Genomic DNA, 16999 nt, shown 5'->3' on the forward strand with positions numbered 1-16999 from the left:
ATTTGATGCGCATGACCAGTCCAGGGGGGATTTTTCGTCCGAACGCCAACGCTGACGCTCGCCTCGCGGCGATCGTCGACTCGTCCTATGACGCTATCATCGGCAAGGACCTCAACAGCATCATCACCGATTGGAACCACGCGGCCGAGCGTATGTTCGGCTACAGCGCCGAGGAGGTGATCGGCCAGTCGATCCTGCTCTTGATCCCCGACCACATGCACAACGAGGAGGCCGAGATCATCGGCCGTATCCGCCGGGGCGAAGGCGTGGGGAGTCTTGAGACGACGCGCAAGCGCAAGGACGGCTCGTTGATCGCCGTCTCGATCACCGTCTCTCCCATCAGGAACAGTACGGGCGAGATCGTCGGCGCCTCCCAGATCGCCCGCGATATCACGTCCGCCAAGGAAAGCGAGCGCCGCATCCGGCTCCTGATGCGCGAGGTCAATCACCGCGTCAAGAATCAGTTCGCGGTGATCCTGTCCATGGTCAGGGAAACCAGCAAGCGCTCGACCGATCCCAGTGAGTTCGAGCAGATGATCCGCGCGCGCATCATGGCGCTGTCACGCTCGCACGACCTTCTGGTCACGTCGGAATGGGCCGGCGCCAGCCTGTTCGACCTGGTACAGGAGCATCTGAAGCCCTTCGGCCACGAGGAACGTATCTCGCTGTCCGGGCCGCTGCTGACGCTGCAGTCGAATGCGGTGCAGAATCTGGGCATGGCCTTCCATGAGCTCGGCACAAACTCCTCCAAATATGGCGCTCTTGCCGTCGACGGCGGCCATGTGGAAATCACCTGGAAGGTCGAGACGGGTCCGGACGCGCGGCGGCGGTTTCATCTTCTGTGGCAGGAGACGTCCGGCGCGGCAGGAAATGGGATCGCCGAGAAGACTGGCAAGGAGAAGGGAGCCGCCGAACGCAAGGGCTTCGGCACCGTGGTGCTGCAGCGGGTGGCTCCGCAGTCGCTGAGCGGTTCCTCCAGCCTCGAACGTTCGCCCGGCAGCTTGAAATGGACGCTCGACGCCCCGCTCGAGGCGATCATCGTCCCGCAGCTCGGCACCGATACTGACAGCGACATCGCCGTTTGAGCGTCGGATCGCCGGCGCCGGTGTGATTTGCACCTTGCCGTCAGGCGCACGAAAGCCCGGGGCGGGCCGCGGTCGCTCAGGCCCTCCTTGCAGCGCCGCAAAAGCGTAATTACATCAATGGCGAGCGTGCAATGTCCACGCGGATACAGTTGCTTTGGTCAAGCTTCATCCATGGAGGTTGTCATGGCAATGATGGAAGCAAGAAAGAGCCTGGACTGGATCACTCTGGTCCTCGCGATCTGCCTGTTCATCTCACCTTGGGTCATCGGATTCACCACGGCGATGGTGCCTGCGTGGAACGCCTGGATCGTCGGCGTTCTGCTCGGCGCGCTGGCGCTGGCGACGCTTTCGGTGTTCGCCGAGTGGGAAGAATGGGTAAGCGCGGTCCTCGGGCTCTGGCTGATCGTGTCGCCCTGGCTCCTGCGCTTCGCGGCTGACACGCATGTGATGGCCACGCATGTCGTTCTCGGCGTGCTGGTGGTCGTGGCATCGGCCTGGGCCGTCTGGGACTTCCGTCATCCTCACGCGCATGCGTGAGCGGTGACCGGTCGGGAGCCCGCCGCGCCAGCGGCGAGCTCCTTGAACTTTGATCTCTCGGGGATGGGTAGGGCGGCTGTTGCGACGGCTCACGCAATTGCTGCAACCGGAAACCTTTTCGTGCATTCTTGGGAATGGTCTCGATGCTCCACCCCGATACCCCCGCCAAATGCTGCTCCTATTGCGGCGGCCGCGACCATGATTTCGAGGAGTGCCCGAAGCGCAAGGCCGACGCCGAGAAGGAAGAGGCGGCGCGGGTGGCAAGTCGTCTTGCCGCTAGCCCCGCAGGGCATGCGCAGCCGCCGCGGCAAACGAGATGTCGCCCTTGATTTCGCGCATCGCCATCGAGGTGACGGTGCGGCGAACGCCTGGCAGCCGGCTGAGCTCTTCGCGCAGCATGCGGTCGAGTGCCCTCATATCAACGGTGACGATCTGCAGCAGATAGTCGGCCTCGCCGGTCGTGGCGTAGCAGCGGCGGATCAGCGGGTGCTTCTTCACCGCCGTTTCGAAAGCATCCGACACCTCAAAGTCGATCGACACCTGGATGAAGGCCTCGATGCCGAAGCCGATCGCCGCGGGATCGATGCGGGTCGAATAGCCACGGATGACGCCTGCCTCTTCCAGCGCCTTCACGCGCTTCCAGCATGGCGTCTTGCTCAAGCCGACCTCCTCGGCGAGCTCGCCGAATGAGATACGAGCATCGCGCTCAAGCGCGCCGACTATTCTGCGGTCCAAGGCATCCAGCACTGTTCGTTCTCCACAGGGGGGGGCATGATCGGTAAGCGTCCTTCTTTTTAGGCCATTTGGATAACAGAAAGGAACAATGTTCAAGCCGCAAGCACTATCCTTGCGCGCGGTCATGCCCCGAGGAGAATGAGCAATGGACAAGACGGATTATCACGCCCGCATCGAGACGCCCGAGATGCGCGACTACGGCGTCTACCTCAAATGCGACCAGCTGCTCGCCTGCCAGAAGCCGCTTGCCGAGATGGTCAACGCCGACGAATTGCAGTTCCAGATCGTGCACCAGGTCGAGGAGCTGTGGATGAAGCTCATCGCCTACACGCTGGTCGACGTGCTCGACTACCTGGAGAAACAGAACACGCACCGCATCGTCACGCTGATGGGCCGCGTGCACCGGTTGATGCGCATGATGACGGCGCAGCTCGATCTCCTGGAGACCATGTCGCCCAAGGAGTATCAGCAGATCCGCCTGCAGCTCGGCAATGGCAGCGGCCAGGAATCGCCCGGCTTCAAATTCCTGCTTCGCCTGCCGCCGGACCTTTGGCGGGCCTTCAAGCATGCCTACCTCGATGGCGGCGGGCTGACCGTGGCGGACATCTATGACGAGCATTACGACCATGGCGACGCCTATGTGGTAGCGGAGGCGCTGATCGAGTTCGACGAGCTGTTCCAGAAATTCCGCGCCAACCACCTCTATCTGATCCACCGCTCGATCGGGCTGGGCGCGAAGTCGCTGAAGGGCCGGCCGGTGGAGATCCTGGAAGGTGGTGCCCGCCACCGTTTCTTCCCCGAGCTCTGGGACATACGCTGCGACATGACCGACCGCTGGGGTGCCGAATACGGCACCGTGCGGGACTCGATCAGCCATCCGGCACAGGCGAAGGCCGGCTGAGCTTTTTTCCTCGCCCCGCGCGAAGCGGGGGGAGAGGTGGCGCGGCGAAGCCGCGACGGAGAGGGGCATTCGTAGAGCTAAAGCATGTCTCCCTAAAGCGCATGGAGCGGATCCGAGAGATCGTATCGCGATTTAGAACCTCGGGCCCGCCACACCGTGCTTCATCGTCTGTCGCTGGCGCTGCTCCCTCTCCGACCGCTTCGCGGCCACCTCTCCCCTGCGTTGCAGGGGCGAGGAAGTTGGCGCTCCAACAATTTTCCCACCCCCTGTCGGAATCCTCTTCCTCCATCCGTCCTTGGGGCATCGACCGCTTCAACAATCCGGAGGGACACTCGTGGAAACCCAATCGACCTGGCAGACCGCCGCCATTCTCATCGCCCGCCTGATCTTCGCCGCCATGTTCGCGATGGGCGTGGCCTTCAAGCTGATGGATATGGGCGCCACCGCCGGCTACATCGCTGCCGCAGGCTTCCCGTTCCCGCTGTTCCTGGCATGGTGCGCGGCGATCCTGGAGACGCTGCTGGTGATCGCATTCCTGACCGGCGCCTTCATGACGCCGTTGGCACTGATCGGCGCGGTCTATGTCGTCTTCCTCGGTTTTGCCTTTCACGGCCCGTCGCACTGGGCCGGAAACCAGGCCGAGTTCGGCGCCTTCATGTCCCACTTCCCCTTCGCCGCCGGCCTGCTCTACGCCGCGGCGCACGGCCCGGGGAGCGTGCTAGCCCTCAAGCAAGGTTGGCCGGGCCGGGCGTGACAGGGGGAGGTGCCCGCAGGGTGGATGTAGGGCGGCGCCGGCACCCGCGATTGGCGCGCCTTGCAATTAGCCGAGCCCCTCACATCTGGTCGTTATAGGGCTCCTTCATCTGCCCGACCATGCGCGCCAGTTTCGAGAAGGACGGCATGTCCGCCTCGGGCTGGCACTGGTTGGCGAGCTCGAGCAGGCGGATCGGGAAATTGATGGCGTCGCGGTTCGACGCCGAGATCGCCTCGGAACGCTCCTCGCCGGTCTCGCCGGCTTCGGCCTTGCGCAGCGCGATGTCGATCTCCTCAACAGTGAGCACGCCCTTCTTGACCAGCACATGGTTGATTGCCGCGACGGCCATCAGCAGGCCCTCAAGCTGAAGATTGGCGACGTTCATGGTGCTTCCTCCCATTGACCTCGCCACAAGAACGCATGAGCGGCGTTTCCGATCCGGCGCAAAAGCCTGCGCGGCTCTACGCCTCTATCAACCGCTCGCCATACTCGCTCCAGAGCTGCCGGATCTCGCGGTTGCCGAGCGGCGGCGTCTGGCGGTCGCCGTAGAAGACGGCGACGGCGCTGAGGTCGTACTGGCCATCGGCCTGGGCGATGAAGCGGATCGCCTCGCCGAGTGGTCTCGAATGAAAGATCGGATCGGCCTGGCCCCTGCCAAGGCTGCGAACGCCCGAAATGCTTGCAGGCACATGCCGCATCCGAAAGACGGATGCCATGGCAGGTCTGTCCATGCCGCTCTCCGCGATTCCCCGGCGGAATGATCCCATAAGGTCTGGCTAATGGCCAGCCCGTAGGACAACCGGCCACAGCAAAAGCGCGGGGACGACACAACCTTGGAAAGAAAATAGCGCGGCGTCCAAGAGAAAAGGCCGAGCGCGCGGCCTGGCCTTTCTTCCGCGCGGCTGCCGCAAGGCAGCCACCGCTTACCACTGTTGGCTCTGCCCGGCAGCTCGAGCCGGACCGGAAAACGCTATCTGTGCCAGCGATGCAGCCAATCCGGCTCCGGGTCCGAGTTCCGGCTGATCGCCATGCCGGCCAGCAGCCCGACAAGGCCGCCGATCAGCATGGCCGTCGAGAAGGTGCCCGGATTCTGCTGCACGGTTTCCGAAACGCTTTGCGCCTGGCTGCGCAATTGGCTTGCCGCCCGCGACGCGCGACCGGAGGCTCCGCTGTAAAGGTTCGACGCGCGGTCGGCTGCCCCGCTATAGAGGTTCGACGCGCTCTCGGCCGCACTCTGGTACCAGCCCTGCGCGGTCTCGGTCGCTTCCTCGGCCTGCTCGGAAAGGGCGCGGTTCAGGCGGTTCACCTCGCGCTTCAACTCCGCGATCTGCTTCTTCATTGCGCCTTCGGACGCCCTGGTGGAAGCCGCGTTGCCGCGCGATGCTGCGCCGCTGCGCGAAGCGCGGCTGCTACGCGAGGCGGCGTTACGGGGGCGTGCTTCGCTGGCTGGGCTGCTGCTCGAGGTGCCGGTGCCGTTTGCGGCGCCACCGCTACTGCTATCGTTGTCTGCCATGGGTTTCTCCTTTGTGCCCCTTGCAACGGCCGGAAGGCCGCATGGTTCCGACCGCCCTTGCCGCGCCGGTGAAGCCGGCTCAAAGCAAAAGGCCGTGGGCTCCACGGCCTTTGCGAAGAGCGAGTTGCAGGCCTACTTGCCGCAATTGTTATCGTTGACGTTGGGCTGCACCGTGCTGGCGGCGGTGTTGTTGGCATCGCCCTGCGCGCCCTGCGGGCTGTTCGGGCAGTTCTTGTCGGCGTTGGAATTCATATCGCCGCCGGTGATGCTGCCCGTCGTGCCGGTGTCGGGCGCCATCTGGTCAGGCGGTGGGGTGGCCGGCGTCCTCGGGTCGACGGTGATGCTTTGACCGCTGCCGGCCGCGCCGTTGGTCGAATTCGCGGTCTGGGCCATCGCCGCCGTGGCGAGGCCGATTGTCAGGGCCGAAGCCGCGAGAATCTTCGTAAGCATGATTCTTCTCCTCTGTTGCGAGACGGTTCGTCTGTTGCAGGGTCCGTCGCGTCTGCGACTGAGGGTGGAACCCGTCGGGCCACGGTTGGTTCCGACAAAAATTCGTGCGAAATTTGGCCGGTTGTTCAATCCCTGGCTGTGGCGCATTGGGTTTTTTTCGACAGCATGTCTCGGATAAGGCGGGCTCGGCAAGATAGGAAAATATGCCTGCAACCTCTTGCCCGGTGAGGGCAGCTATGCTAATATTTTACTTATGGTGCTGATTTGCGCCAACGACCCGCGGCGAGGCGGGTTTTGTTTTTCGGCCATCCATTTCTTTCGAGCGCTGGCGCGATGGAGCGCGGCCTCACCATTCTGCCCCGAGGCTCCATGCCGCGTTACGCCACCATCATCACCGCCGATGACGGCGCCGAGATCGTCAGCGCCATCGGCGCGTACGAGGGCGCGGACCCGCCACCTCGCACTGGACGCGTCGAGCAGGTCGCGCCGGGCGTGCGCATCGGCATGGTGCGCGGCGGACCGGTCGAGGCGGTCGCCGGTTTCGGCTTCCCGCGCCGGGGCCTTGATGCGTCGCTCGTCCGTGCCGCGACAGCGAAGCTGAAGGCGATACCCGGGCCGGCCGTCAATGGCGAGCCTCCGAGGTGCGCCAAGCCGCGCAAGAAGCCGGCGCGAAAGCCGCGCAAGGCAAGAACAGCGAAAGCGACACCGCGCGATGCCCAAGGCTGACGCCGGCAAGGCCGCGAGCCGCAAGCCCGCCGGCGCAAAGCGGGCGAGGTCCGCACCGGTTCAAGCCGGCGCCGCCGCGTGCCCGAAGCGCCCGCGAAAGACGCTCGTCGACGACTTCGCGGCGGCGTTGCGTGCCGACTTCCGCGCCCATGGCGCCGGCGTCATCGCCGCGGTCAGGGCCGAAAAGCCCGACCAGTATCTGAAGGTCGTGCTGACGCTGCTGCCCAAGGATTTTGCGGCCAGCTCGGAAAGTGTCGATGCCGATAAAACCAGTCTCGAGCAACTGAGCGATGAGGAGATCCGCAACCGCATCCGCGGCCTCGAAACGAGCCTCCGGCCGCTCCTTGACGACGATGCAGACCTATCTGGCGCTGCTCGAGGAGTTGGACCTAAGGCGGCGCCGTAATCTTCTCTCCGCCTACGCGCCATACGAAAGGCAGGCCGCCTTTCACGCGGCGGGCGCGACGCACCGGGAGCGGCTGTTCATGGCCGGCAATCAGCTCGGCAAGACCAGGGCAGGGGGCGCCGAATGGGCCATGCACCTCACCGGCCGCTATCCCTGCTGGTGGGCAGGCAAAGTCTTCGACCAGCCCGTCAGGCTCTGGGCCGCCGGCGTCACCGGTGAGGGCACGCGCGACAATCCGCAGCGCGTGCTGGTCGGCCCGCCGCAGCAGCAGGGCGAATGGGGCACCGGCATGATCCCGGCCGATGCCATCGCCGGCACCGTGATGGGCCGCGGAGCGCCCGGAGCGCTGGACAGCGTCGTCGTGCGCTGGGGTGGCGGCGGCGACGTGCAGGCCGGCGAAAGCGTGCTCTCCTTCAAGAGCTACGAGAAGGGCCGCGAGAAATGGCAGGGCGAGACGCTGCATGGCGTCTGGTTCGATGAGGAGCCGCCGTTGGACATCTATTCCGAAGGGCTGACGCGCACCAATGCAACGGATGGCATCACGATCGTGACGTTCACGCCGCTGCTCGGAATGAGCGATGTGGTGCTGAGGTTTTTGAGCGCGGATGCGGTTCAAGGCCTGGCTTCCTCGCCCCCGCAAGGCGGGGTGGCCGCGCAGCGGCGGGAGAGGGGGATTTCGTAGGGCGACAAGCTTAACGAGTAGCGATCCGCTCTTTGTCAAACGCCGGCGCTGTCCCCCGCTCCGTCGCGGCCTCGCCGCGCCACCTCTCCCCACTTGCGTGGGGCGAGGAACGAGCGCTTCGCGAAACCGCGCCGAAACCATGATTGGCGATGCTGCTTTGGCTGCAACCGAAGGTCGAGTAGTTTTCGGCCGCGATCCGGAGCCGACATGCGACCTTTACCGAACCTGCTTGCCTGCGCGCTGCTTTCGGCCTGTTCCGGCTCCAGCGGCGACTGGCGCGCCGATGCGATCGCGGCGGCCGAGGCCAAGATGCGTGGCCTGGTCAACAATCCGGAGGCGACATTCTCTCATGTTGACCTCACCGGCGACAACGCGACCGGACAGACCTGCGGCGTCGTCACAAGCAAGGTCGGCATCTTCACCAAGCAAGCGCGCTTCATCGTCTATATCGACGGCGCCGGGCCTTATGTAGAACCGGGCCTCGGCTCGTCCATGTCGCAGGCCGATTTCGACTGGGCCTGGAAGAACGACTGCGCCAACGAAGGGTATAAGGGCTGATCTTTTCCTCGCCCCGCGCGAAGCGGGGGGAGAGGTGGCCGCGCAGCGGCCGGAGAGGGGCCTTCGTAGAGCGACAGCCCCTACGAATAGCTTTCCGCTCCTCCATCAAACGTCGGCGCTGCCCCTCTCCGTCGCGGCTTCGCCGCGCCACCTCTCCCCGCTCTCGCGGGGCGAGGAACTGGAGTTGCCATGTCCCGCCACGTTACCTTCATGACCATCAACGATGCCGGGCACTATTCGCCCCAGCAGCGCGCTGAGATCATCGCGGCATACCCCGAGCACGAGAGGGAAGCTCGGGCCAAGGGCATTCCAGTACTGGGCTCCGGCCGCATCTTTCCGGTGGCGGAGGAGTTGATCGCCTGCGAGCCGTTCAAATTGCCGCGCTGGTGGCCAAGGATCGGCGCGCTCGATTCGGCTGGGACCACCCTTCCGCCGCTGTCGAACTGGCCTGCGACACCGAGGCAGATGTCGTCTATGTGACGAAGGCGCACCGCGCCTCCCAGCAGACGCCGGCGATGCAGGCGCTGGCGCTGAAGGCCTGGGGCGAATGGCTGCCCTTCGCCTGGCCGCGCGACGGCCGCCGCGAGACGCTGGAAGGCGCCGGCGTGGCGCTCGCAAAGCAATATGCCGCGCATGGGCTGAACATGCTGTCGGGCCACGCACGCTTCGCGGATGGCTCCGTCTCGGTCGAGGCCGGGCTGATGGACATGCTCGACCGCATGCAGTCCGGCCGCTTCAAGGTGTTTTCGACCTTAGCCGCCTGGTTCGAGGAGTTCCGCCTCTACCGCTGCTTCTATTGGGATGCGGTAGCCGGCGCCGACCTGCCCGATGGCATCGACTACGCCGTCTTCGACTTCGCTGTGAACAGCGGGCCGGGAAGGGCGGCGAAATATCTTCAAGCCGTGCTCGGCGTTGTCCAGGACGGCCGCATCGGCCCGGCCACCCTCGCCGCGGCGGGGGCAAAACCGGCCGGCGTCGTCATCGACGCGCTCTGCGACGCGCGGCTCGCCTTCCTCGAAAAGCTGCCGACCTGGCCGAGCTTCGGTCGGGGCTGGAGCGTGCGTGTCGCCTCGGTGCGCCGGCAGGCGCTGCTGATATCGGCAGCATCGCTGACGACGATACCGCCAGCGCGAGCATCCAGCGATGCTTTGGCGCCGACCGCGCCGCCGGCCGACGCAGGGCAGCATGCCGGCGCTGAGGCGCCGGCCGCGCCGCCCGAATCCGCACCCCCCGCCAAGGCAGCCGGCATCCTCGCTCTGATCGCGCTGGCGCTCTGCTCCCTGGCCGCTTGGGCGGCGCATCTTCCCTGCAATCTCCTCGGAGTGTTCTGCCAATGATTGCCGTCATCATCCGCATCGCTCTGCGCTATGGCGCGGGCGTGCTTGTCGCCCGGGGCCTTCTGGGCGCCGACCATGCCTCAACCTTCTCCGCCGATCCCGATATCCAGATGGCGCTGGAGACCGGCCTCGGTCTTGCCATCGCCGGCGCGGCCGAGTGGTGGCATCTGCTCGCGCGCCGGTTCGGCTGGGAGCACTGACCATGGAAAATCTGCAAGGTCTGCTCGCCGCCTGCATTGAAGCCGCCAGGCCATATGTGATTGTGGGCGCCACCTCCTTCGCCGCCGGCCTTCTCATCGGGGTGCTGCTATGAGCGCGCTGCTGGCATGGCTTCTCACCAATCCGACGATCCTCGCCATCGGCGCCGGCCTCGTCGGCGCCCTCGGCTGGGGCTTTCACCAGCGCCTTGCGGGCGCAAGGGCCGAACGAAACAAACAGGCAGAGGCGGAGGCCGCGGCCCGCAATATCGCCGACCAGATCGACAACGACATCGGCACCCTGCCGGCTGAAGCGGTCAGGAAGGAGCTGAAGTCATGGGCAAGGGATTGATCCTCGCAGCGACCGTCGCCGCGCTTGCCGGCTGCACGACGGCCAGAGGCGGTTTCTGCGCCGCCGCCGCGCCTATGCGCCTCTCCGCCAGGGTCGTCGAAAGGCTGTCGGATCAGGAGGCGAGAGCGCTGCTTGCGCACAACCGCAAGGGCGAGAAGCTCTGTGGCTGGAGGCCGTGATGCATGAGATTTTCGATCTTCTGGGCATCAAGGGCCAGGTCGTGGCGGCGGGGCTCGCCGGCGGTGTACTGCGGGCGCTGTCGCGCCATCGCTACAAGCTGCGCGAGATGATTGCCTCGCCCATCTGCGGCGCCTTGGCCGCCGCCTATCTGACATTGCCCGCCGTCGCCTGGGTTCAGGCAAGCGGCTTGCCGATGCCCAACGCCGCCGACGACACCACCACGCTCGCCGCCGCCTTCCTGATCGGCGTCTCGGCCATGTGGATTTCGGACATCGTCTTCGAGGTGGTGATCCGAAGATTCAAATCGAAATCCTGCGAGTGATCGCGGCGGGGGCAGAGCCGCGGTGAGCAGGTTTTCGAGATAGTGATACAGGCGCAACGGCATTTTCCGAGAACTTCGTGAACCATTTCATGTTCTCAAGCGACATATCGCTGCAAATGGACATTCATCACACGGAGGAATCCAGATGACCAAAATGCTTCGCAATACTCTTCTTGCCTTTGTCGCCGTCGCTGCATTTGCCGGTTCGGCAATGGCCGACCAGCAAGGATGCGGCAACACTTCGACGAACAAGCTTTGGAGCGGTCGTTGCTGCGGCCTCGGCGACGGGGCCTGCCTTGGCGGCGGCCATGATCACGACCACGGCGGCCGGGGCCGGGAGCGCTGATCACCGCAATTTCGAACACCCGCCGAGCACTTTGCCGGCGGGTGTTCGCCTTCGGTGACCGACCAATCACGGCGCAATCCGCCAAGCCTTGGCGGACGACTACTCGAGCCGCTGGAAGTAGCCAGCCACAACGCCTATCTATGGAGCAATCCAAAGGAGGTGTGACATGGCTTCTTCCACCGAGCGCGCAGTCCTTGCCGGCGGCTGCTTCTGGGGCATGCAGGATCTGATCCGACGCTTGCCAGGCGTGATTTCAACGCGGGTCGGCTACAGCGGCGGCGATGTCGCCAACGCGACCTATCGCAACCACGGCACTCACGCCGAGGCAATCGAAATCATCTTCGACCCGGCCAGGACCAGTTTCCGCACGCTGCTCGAATTCTTCTTCCAGATCCACGATCCGACGACGAAGGACCGCCAGGGCAACGACATCGGCATGAGCTATCGTTCGGCGATCTACTACACCAGCGACGAGCAGAAGCGGGTCGCCAAGGACACGATCGCCGACGTCGACGCGTCCGGCCTGTGGCCGGGCAAGGTCGTCACCGAGCTTGCTCCGGTAGGCCCGTTCTGGGAAGCCGAGCCCGAGCACCAGGACTATCTGGAACGCTATCCCAACGGCTACACTTGCCATTTCGCACGGCCGGGGTGGAAGCTTCCGGTTCGCCAAAAGGCTGCCGCATCATAGATCGGCGGCGAGGTTATTGCATTTAGCTAGCCCTGATCACCCGAGATCCAGCCCGCCATGCCGAAGAGGCATGGCGGGCTTTTTTGCGTTCAGGATGCCTCGCTGGGCCAGGGCGATCCGGACACTGACGAAACGCTGAACCGCTCATGTATCGGTTCAGGAAAAATTCCGCACAGAAAACCGCGGCGCGCATCGTCCGGATCGCCTTGGGCGGCTCAGCCCTTGGCACGGCGGCTTTCATGTTCGTGGCCGATCCAGTGGGCGCGGATGCGGTCGCTGGCCTCAAGGTAAGCCATGTCGATGAGATAGGTCAGAAGTTTTTCGCCGTCGGCTTCGGCCTTCTGGCGAAGTTCTCGCAATATTCCCTGTGCAAACTGCAGGTTTTCCATTTTGCTAGGCTGGTCCATAGGTGCCCCCCAAGTGTCTGCGCGGTCAGTCTGGATCACTATGCTTGCACGAATATCATGACGTGGTGCGGCGTGGTTGCACCCGGTTGCACGGACGCCCGGCCAACGAACCTGTTGTACATCATGCGGAAAGGCCGATATTTTGCGCGCCCAATCGGATAGCGGCCATGAACGAAGACGAGGGCAGCGTAGCGATTGTTCCTCCCAGGTCGCATCCCTAGTCAGATCGGCGAACCAGGCAGGGTAGAGTGCTGCCTCGCCCACGCTATCTACGTAGCATTGGCAGACGGCCAGGATTTTGCGCAGCCCCATCTTTTGCGACCCGACCCTGTAGACTTTCCTGAAGCCCGACTTGCGTTCTGTCGTCTTGCGGATCGCCAACCGGACCCTGCGCCGGTCATCCACATCGATGCTTTGGATGCGCCGCTCCAACGATGCACCATGCGAGAATTCGTGGAGTGTCAGGCCGAAATAGTCTGAAACGTTGGCGTTGCCATAGACGCGGTCACGCTTGACATCCCAGGTCCAGAACCCGTCAATCGGTGGATTCCGCATATGCATGTTTCGGCCGTGGTCAGGCGCCGACGTCATGAAAACCGCCCCGTCCGGTTTCAAGATTCGGCGGCACTATGTAGTAAAAAATGAAAGAAACAAAGGTGGCCTTTTGTACAAGGTCTGAAATCATAAGGCTTACTGCCTTTGACAAGTCCGAGCGACATATTTTTACACAACCAGAAAGGCAATGGCCTAAAATTTCTTAAGCTTAAAAGATTTCGCGGTATTTAGCCGCGGCTTCGTATTTCAGGTGATGAACACAACGGCCGGGAGGACAAACAAGGCAAAAGGTGGCATTACGAAAGAGGCGCGGCCAAGAATTCTTGCGTTCCGCAAAGCGGATAAAGCTCCATGGATTTCGCTGCTTGAAAACGTGCAGATCACGACCCAGCGCGAATGCTATCGGCGGCCGGTTGACCTGCAAACCTACCAGCGGCTGAAACAGACGGAGCTTGGAGAAAATCTTCGCATCTCAATCGGGTAGCCAGCCCTTTCCAGGCAGCCGGAGGGTTCCCTGGACTGAAGGTCATCGCCGTTCAGACTTAGGTCTGCCAGCGATCCGATCTAGGCCGACTTCTGCCGCGGCCCCGGGGTCGATTTCATCACCGGCAACCGAATCAACGCCGCCACGGTCATGTTCGAACTGACGTGCCGCGGGGAGGGCCTGCAGCCAGGTTTCGCGCCTTCCAATCCAGAGCTCGTATTCCGGCACCAAGCCTTCGGTCGGCGCGACGTCAAGGCTGCCGATCGTGACCTCGACCTCCTCTTCGCCGACGAATGGAACGCGGCTTCCGCATGTAGGGCAAAAACTTCGAGCGCCATAGGTGCTGGTGATCCCGCTGGTTTCGAACGCTTGCAGCGGCCACACGGCATAGGCATGAAAGGCCGATCCGCTGGTCTTGCGGCAATCCTTGCAGTGGCAGAGGCCGACCCGGTGTGGATCGCCGGCCACGCGGAACTGCACGCCGCCGCACAAGCAACTGCCGGTTCGTGCGATTTCAGGCATTTGCCGTTCCTCCGCTGTTACACGCAAAACCAACTCGCGGCCGGCCAGTCCTGCTGCTTGCCCCTTCAACAGCATGAGGTTGCTATGGTTCCGCGCGGGACCGCAAGAGGCAGTTATCAATCGGGAAGGTCGACCGGCTCCTCGCACCGATAGAGGCCGCACTCGCCGTCCTTGGCGGGAACGGCCGTCGATATTGGGACTTCCGGCCAGTCGCACTCGTTGCCGAATTGCCGCACGAAGCGGTCATAAGTGTCCGGACCGGTGGTCAAAACCACCGCATGGTCGAGTTTGATCAGCGCCTGCGTCTCCGCGCAAGTCATGGCGCGCGTGTCCGGCCGGGCGTGGGCGGCGCTCGCGGCGCACAGCAGCGTAGCGGCACTCGACAAGTTGCCGGCAAGGAGTGCGATCCATAGGCTTCTCATGGACACCAGGCTTCGGAGTTTCCCGCGCCGAATATGGACCGCGGCTAGAAGACCGCAAGATATCTGAGCAAGGATATGATTCCGATGATGATGACGATGATTTGCGCGATCTGTCGCGCGCGGGCATCGAGCGGTAAGCGCTGCACGAGATACAGCACTAGGGTCACCACCAGGAAGGTGATCAGGATGCCGATGAGTACCGATGCGCCCATAAGCGAGCCTCCGTTATACCCACGATTACCCTAACTGGGCTGCCCCCAACGTCGCGCATCTGAAAAAGGTTCCGCTAGGGCGAAGTGGAACGGGAAGTATTGCGCAGCGTTGTTCAGCACCTTTGAATATTCAGGATGCGAACATGAAGGACATCTTCAGCACCGCGGCCATCATTGTGTCGATCGCGATTGCGATTGCACTCATGTTTTTGGTGCCGATCAGACTTGAAGCTAATCCCGGGCCGCCGATCGTATCATCCCACCCGGCCAAGGCCCGTTAGCATCTGCCCGGAACCGGGTGGAACAATGCGCGCCCCTTGCGAGTTGATTCCCGATGAAAAGCGCCGGGTCGCGCTTCAGAGAGAGGAAAAGAACATGGGTCTCGGCACAATTCTTATCATTATTCTCATTCTGGCCTTGCTTGGCGGTTTCAGCGGTCTGGGGGGCGGACCGTTCTACGGCACGGGCTATTATGGCGGCGGCGGTCTTGGGTTGGTTCTTGTCATCGTCATTATTCTGGTCGTGCTCGGACGGATCTAAGAACGGCCGGACAATTAAGCCAGCGCGTCTCGGAGCTTCGCCGCCAGCTGTTCCAGCGTGAACGGCTTGGCGAGGAAGTGCACATCATGGTCGAGCACGCCATTATGCACGACGGCGTTGCGCGTGAAGCCGGTCATGAAAACCACTTTCAGGAAGAGGGACCGCTTGCGTGCCTGTTCGGCGAGTTGCCGGCCATTCATGCCCGGCATCACGATGTCCGTAAGCATGAGCGCAATGGCGGCGTTCTGATCGAGTTTCTGTAACGCTTCGTCACCGCTCGCGGCTTCGATGACGGTATAGCCGAGTTCCAGCAAGGCAGCCACCGTCGAAGCGCGCACGCGGGCATCGTCCTCGACGAGCAGCACGGTTTCGGTTGCCGGAACATCGCTCCTGCCGCCAGGCTTCACCGGCGGCGCCGCTTCCTCCGGACCGGTGAAGCGCGGAAGATAGATCTTGATTGTCGTGCCTTCGCCGGGCTCCGAATAGATCTTGACGTGTCCGCCGGATTGCTTGACGAAGCCGAACACCTGGCTGAGACCGAGCCCCGTTCCCTTGGTCGCGGGCTTGGTGGTGAAGAATGGCTCGAAGGCCTTGGCCATGATGTCCGCCGGCATGCCCACCCCGGTATCCGTCACCGCGATCATGACATACTGGCCGGCCTTCACTTCGGGATGCGCCGCCGCATAGGCCTCGTCGAGATGGCAGTTGGCGGTCTCGATGGTGAGCTTGCCCTTTTCATCCATGGCGTCGCGCGCGTTGACCGCCAGGTTGATGATGGCGTTCTCGACCTGGCCCGGGTCGGCATGCGTTTTCCAAAGCCCGCCCGCCAGCACCGTTTCGATCTCGATCGCATGGCCGAGCGTGCGCCGCAAAAGGTCCGACATGCCGGTGACAAGGCGATTGGCATCGACGATCTGCGGCGCCAGCGGCTGCTGCCGGGAAAAGGCAAGCAGCCTGGCGGTGAGGTTGGCGGCGCGTGCCGCGGCATCGGCCGCCGCCTCAACGAAGCTCTGCACGTCATGCTCGCCGCGAGCGAGCTTGCGCTGCGCGAGGTTCATGGCGCTGGTGATGACAGCCAGCATATTGTTGAAATCATGCGCGATGCCGCCCGTGAGCTGGCCCACGGCCTCCATCTTCTGCACCTGGCGAAGCTGCGACTCCGCCTTCTCACGCGTGTCGATCTCGTTGAGCAGCGCCGCGTTCTTGGCGCTCAATGCGTCCTGCGCGGCAGCCACCTCTCGGAAGCGGCGGCTGGATTGGCGGATCGTATAGATGCCGAGCAGAAAGATGCCCAGCAGCGCCGCGAACGAGCCGATGCGCAGCCAGCCTTCGATCTGTTCCATCCGCTCCGCGCGGGCAGCGAGGTTCGCACCGTCGATGCGCCGGATCGCATCGATGTTGGCGCGGATCTGGTCCATGTCCAGCTTGCCCCTGCCGCCGCGCACGATGTCCAGCGCTTTCGCCGTGTTGCCCGTGTCGTAGAGCCTGATCGTCTCAGCGAGTTCCGCTTGCTTGCGGGCAAGCGCGTCCTTGATGCCGGCCACCTGCTGCGCCCGATCGCTGCCGACCGGAAACATCTCATCGACGCGCTTGAGCAGCGCCGGCAGCGCCTCGACCGCATGCTGGTATGGCAGCAGATAGTTTTTCTCGCCGGTCAGCAGATAGCCGCGTTGGCCGGTCTCGGCATCCTGGACAAGCGAAAGCAGGCTCGAGAGCGTTTGCTGGGCTTCAATCGCTTCGCGGCTGGCGTCGCGGTCGGCGATCTGCGCTTCGGCGAGGATGGCGCGCGCGGTTATGATCAGCGCGACAACGGCAAAGCCGGCAAGAAGCGGAAGCGCTTGCCATCGCAGGGCGCGTCGCAGTCGGACGATCATTGCTTTGCGGGGGCCTGAGGAAAATCGTGGAATTCGCCAAGTGGTAGGCGGCGGTGAAGCGCAAGGCAATAGCCAAGTCCACGGGGCGCTGATCGCAATAGCCCCGGCGGACCTAGCCATGTCAAGCCTGAATGACGGCGGCCTTGCAAATGCCAGAGTACAGGATTCCGCAGCGGTGACGCTGTGGTCGATCGGCGGCTGTCGGGTTGCCGCT

General features: G+C 63.6%; 29 protein-coding genes. 18 read left to right on the forward strand and 11 right to left on the reverse strand.

Going from position 1 to position 16999, the window contains the following annotated elements; all coding sequences use genetic code 11:
• Nucleotides 1-5 precede the first annotated feature (5 nt).
• Nucleotides 6-1085 carry a PAS domain S-box protein gene (locus P9272_RS16630; protein ID WP_278161333.1) on the forward strand — a complete coding sequence of 360 codons (1080 nt, stop codon included), beginning with the start codon at nucleotides 6-8 and terminating at the stop codon, nucleotides 1083-1085.
• A gap of 183 nt (nucleotides 1086-1268) precedes the next feature.
• Nucleotides 1269-1622 (forward strand): SPW repeat protein, encoded by a 354-nt coding sequence (locus tag P9272_RS16635; RefSeq protein WP_278161334.1) that lies wholly within the window; start codon nucleotides 1269-1271, stop codon nucleotides 1620-1622.
• Between the two features lie 276 nt (nucleotides 1623-1898).
• Here P9272_RS16635 and P9272_RS16640 read toward each other — a convergent pair whose 3' ends face one another.
• Nucleotides 1899-2369, reverse strand: a complete 471-nt coding sequence (locus P9272_RS16640; protein WP_278161335.1) for an Lrp/AsnC family transcriptional regulator — start codon at nucleotides 2367-2369, stop codon at nucleotides 1899-1901.
• Between the two features lie 133 nt (nucleotides 2370-2502).
• Here P9272_RS16640 and P9272_RS16645 point away from each other — a divergent pair, with 133 nt between their 5' ends.
• Nucleotides 2503-3258 carry a tryptophan 2,3-dioxygenase family protein gene (locus P9272_RS16645; protein WP_278161336.1) on the forward strand — a complete coding sequence of 252 codons (756 nt, stop codon included), beginning with the start codon at nucleotides 2503-2505 and terminating at the stop codon, nucleotides 3256-3258.
• Between the two features lie 334 nt (nucleotides 3259-3592).
• Nucleotides 3593-4012 (forward strand): DoxX family protein, encoded by a 420-nt coding sequence (locus P9272_RS16650; protein ID WP_128260000.1) that lies wholly within the window; start codon nucleotides 3593-3595, stop codon nucleotides 4010-4012.
• A 79-nt stretch (nucleotides 4013-4091) separates the two neighbouring features.
• Here P9272_RS16650 and P9272_RS16655 read toward each other — a convergent pair whose 3' ends face one another.
• From P9272_RS16655 to P9272_RS16670, 4 genes are all read right to left on the reverse strand, one after another.
• Complete coding sequence (locus P9272_RS16655) at nucleotides 4092-4397, reverse strand: hypothetical protein (RefSeq protein ID WP_041001284.1); 306 nt, start codon at nucleotides 4395-4397, stop codon at nucleotides 4092-4094.
• 76 nt (nucleotides 4398-4473) lie between these two features.
• Nucleotides 4474-4743, reverse strand: coding sequence for a hypothetical protein (locus P9272_RS16660; RefSeq protein WP_128260001.1), 270 nt, complete (start codon nucleotides 4741-4743; stop codon nucleotides 4474-4476).
• A 239-nt stretch (nucleotides 4744-4982) separates the two neighbouring features.
• The gene (locus tag P9272_RS16665; RefSeq protein ID WP_128260002.1) at nucleotides 4983-5525 is read right to left on the reverse strand and encodes a hypothetical protein; all 543 of its coding nucleotides are present in this window, start codon (nucleotides 5523-5525) and stop codon (nucleotides 4983-4985) included.
• A 132-nt stretch (nucleotides 5526-5657) separates the two neighbouring features.
• Nucleotides 5658-5975: a hypothetical protein gene (locus P9272_RS16670; RefSeq protein WP_128260003.1), complete on the reverse strand. Its 318-nt coding sequence runs from the start codon at nucleotides 5973-5975 to the stop codon at nucleotides 5658-5660.
• Between the two features lie 369 nt (nucleotides 5976-6344).
• Between P9272_RS16670 and P9272_RS16675 the strand changes: the two genes are divergently transcribed.
• From P9272_RS16675 to P9272_RS16720, 10 genes are all read left to right on the forward strand, one after another.
• A complete protein-coding gene (locus tag P9272_RS16675) occupies nucleotides 6345-6701 on the forward strand; it encodes a hypothetical protein (protein WP_278161337.1) in 357 nt (118 codons plus the stop codon).
• Complete coding sequence (locus P9272_RS16680; RefSeq protein ID WP_278161338.1) at nucleotides 6688-7107, forward strand: hypothetical protein; 420 nt, start codon at nucleotides 6688-6690, stop codon at nucleotides 7105-7107. Before P9272_RS16675 ends, P9272_RS16680 begins: the two co-directional genes overlap by 14 nt.
• The gene (locus P9272_RS16685) at nucleotides 7055-7789 is read left to right on the forward strand and encodes a terminase family protein (RefSeq protein WP_278161403.1); all 735 of its coding nucleotides are present in this window, start codon (nucleotides 7055-7057) and stop codon (nucleotides 7787-7789) included. Before P9272_RS16680 ends, P9272_RS16685 begins: the two co-directional genes overlap by 53 nt.
• A gap of 207 nt (nucleotides 7790-7996) precedes the next feature.
• A complete protein-coding gene (locus P9272_RS16690; RefSeq protein WP_278161339.1) occupies nucleotides 7997-8347 on the forward strand; it encodes a hypothetical protein in 351 nt (116 codons plus the stop codon).
• A 189-nt stretch (nucleotides 8348-8536) separates the two neighbouring features.
• On the forward strand, nucleotides 8537-8827 hold the full coding sequence (locus P9272_RS16695; protein WP_278161340.1) for a terminase family protein: 291 nt from the start codon (nucleotides 8537-8539) through the stop codon (nucleotides 8825-8827).
• Complete coding sequence (locus P9272_RS16700; RefSeq protein ID WP_278161341.1) at nucleotides 8734-9684, forward strand: putative peptidoglycan-binding domain-containing protein; 951 nt, start codon at nucleotides 8734-8736, stop codon at nucleotides 9682-9684. The genes P9272_RS16695 and P9272_RS16700 overlap by 94 nt, the downstream gene beginning before the upstream one ends.
• The gene (locus P9272_RS16705) at nucleotides 9681-9884 is read left to right on the forward strand and encodes a hypothetical protein (RefSeq protein WP_278161342.1); all 204 of its coding nucleotides are present in this window, start codon (nucleotides 9681-9683) and stop codon (nucleotides 9882-9884) included. The genes P9272_RS16700 and P9272_RS16705 overlap by 4 nt, the downstream gene beginning before the upstream one ends.
• A 109-nt stretch (nucleotides 9885-9993) precedes the next feature.
• A complete protein-coding gene (locus P9272_RS16710; RefSeq protein ID WP_278161343.1) occupies nucleotides 9994-10233 on the forward strand; it encodes an ABC transporter permease in 240 nt (79 codons plus the stop codon).
• Entirely contained in the window at nucleotides 10218-10412 is a 195-nt protein-coding gene (locus P9272_RS16715; protein WP_278161344.1) for a hypothetical protein, read from the forward strand. The genes P9272_RS16710 and P9272_RS16715 overlap by 16 nt, the downstream gene beginning before the upstream one ends.
• Nucleotides 10412-10735, forward strand: a complete 324-nt coding sequence (locus P9272_RS16720; protein WP_278161345.1) for a hypothetical protein — start codon at nucleotides 10412-10414, stop codon at nucleotides 10733-10735. Before P9272_RS16715 ends, P9272_RS16720 begins: the two co-directional genes overlap by 1 nt.
• Nucleotides 10736-10862: 127 nt before the next feature.
• On the opposite strand, the gene P9272_RS16725 is transcribed toward P9272_RS16720, so the two are convergent.
• Nucleotides 10863-11045, reverse strand: coding sequence for a hypothetical protein (locus tag P9272_RS16725; protein WP_278161346.1), 183 nt, complete (start codon nucleotides 11043-11045; stop codon nucleotides 10863-10865).
• A 202-nt stretch (nucleotides 11046-11247) separates the two neighbouring features.
• Between P9272_RS16725 and msrA the strand changes: the two genes are divergently transcribed.
• The gene (gene msrA / locus P9272_RS16730; RefSeq protein WP_278161347.1) at nucleotides 11248-11769 is read left to right on the forward strand and encodes a peptide-methionine (S)-S-oxide reductase MsrA; all 522 of its coding nucleotides are present in this window, start codon (nucleotides 11248-11250) and stop codon (nucleotides 11767-11769) included.
• A gap of 215 nt (nucleotides 11770-11984) precedes the next feature.
• Here msrA and P9272_RS16735 read toward each other — a convergent pair whose 3' ends face one another.
• Entirely contained in the window at nucleotides 11985-12767 is a 783-nt protein-coding gene (locus tag P9272_RS16735) for a hypothetical protein (protein ID WP_278161348.1), read from the reverse strand.
• A gap of 217 nt (nucleotides 12768-12984) precedes the next feature.
• On the opposite strand from P9272_RS16735, the gene P9272_RS16740 reads away from it, so the two are divergent.
• Entirely contained in the window at nucleotides 12985-13215 is a 231-nt protein-coding gene (locus tag P9272_RS16740) for a hypothetical protein (protein WP_278161349.1), read from the forward strand.
• 42 nt (nucleotides 13216-13257) lie between these two features.
• Here P9272_RS16740 and P9272_RS16745 read toward each other — a convergent pair whose 3' ends face one another.
• The 3 genes from P9272_RS16745 to P9272_RS16755 all read right to left on the reverse strand — a co-directional run bounded on the left by P9272_RS16745 (nucleotide 13258) and on the right by P9272_RS16755 (nucleotide 14371).
• Nucleotides 13258-13737, reverse strand: coding sequence for a GFA family protein (locus P9272_RS16745; protein WP_278161350.1), 480 nt, complete (start codon nucleotides 13735-13737; stop codon nucleotides 13258-13260).
• Between the two features lie 116 nt (nucleotides 13738-13853).
• The gene (locus P9272_RS16750) at nucleotides 13854-14159 is read right to left on the reverse strand and encodes a hypothetical protein (RefSeq protein WP_278161404.1); all 306 of its coding nucleotides are present in this window, start codon (nucleotides 14157-14159) and stop codon (nucleotides 13854-13856) included.
• Nucleotides 14160-14203: 44 nt separating this feature from the next.
• Entirely contained in the window at nucleotides 14204-14371 is a 168-nt protein-coding gene (locus tag P9272_RS16755; RefSeq protein WP_278161351.1) for a Thivi_2564 family membrane protein, read from the reverse strand.
• Between the two features lie 143 nt (nucleotides 14372-14514).
• Between P9272_RS16755 and P9272_RS16760 the strand changes: the two genes are divergently transcribed.
• A complete protein-coding gene (locus P9272_RS16760) occupies nucleotides 14515-14652 on the forward strand; it encodes a hypothetical protein (protein ID WP_278161352.1) in 138 nt (45 codons plus the stop codon).
• Between the two features lie 94 nt (nucleotides 14653-14746).
• The gene (locus P9272_RS16765) at nucleotides 14747-14911 is read left to right on the forward strand and encodes a DUF3309 family protein (RefSeq protein ID WP_082048942.1); all 165 of its coding nucleotides are present in this window, start codon (nucleotides 14747-14749) and stop codon (nucleotides 14909-14911) included.
• Nucleotides 14912-14925: 14 nt separating this feature from the next.
• Here the strand turns inward: P9272_RS16765 and P9272_RS16770 are convergent, their stop codons facing one another.
• Complete coding sequence (locus P9272_RS16770) at nucleotides 14926-16785, reverse strand: CHASE3 domain-containing protein (protein WP_278161353.1); 1860 nt, start codon at nucleotides 16783-16785, stop codon at nucleotides 14926-14928.
• Nucleotides 16786-16999 lie beyond the last annotated feature (214 nt).

The sequence above is a fragment of the Mesorhizobium sp. WSM4976 genome, assembly GCF_029625685.1.
Taxonomy (GTDB): domain Bacteria; phylum Pseudomonadota; class Alphaproteobacteria; order Rhizobiales; family Rhizobiaceae; genus Mesorhizobium.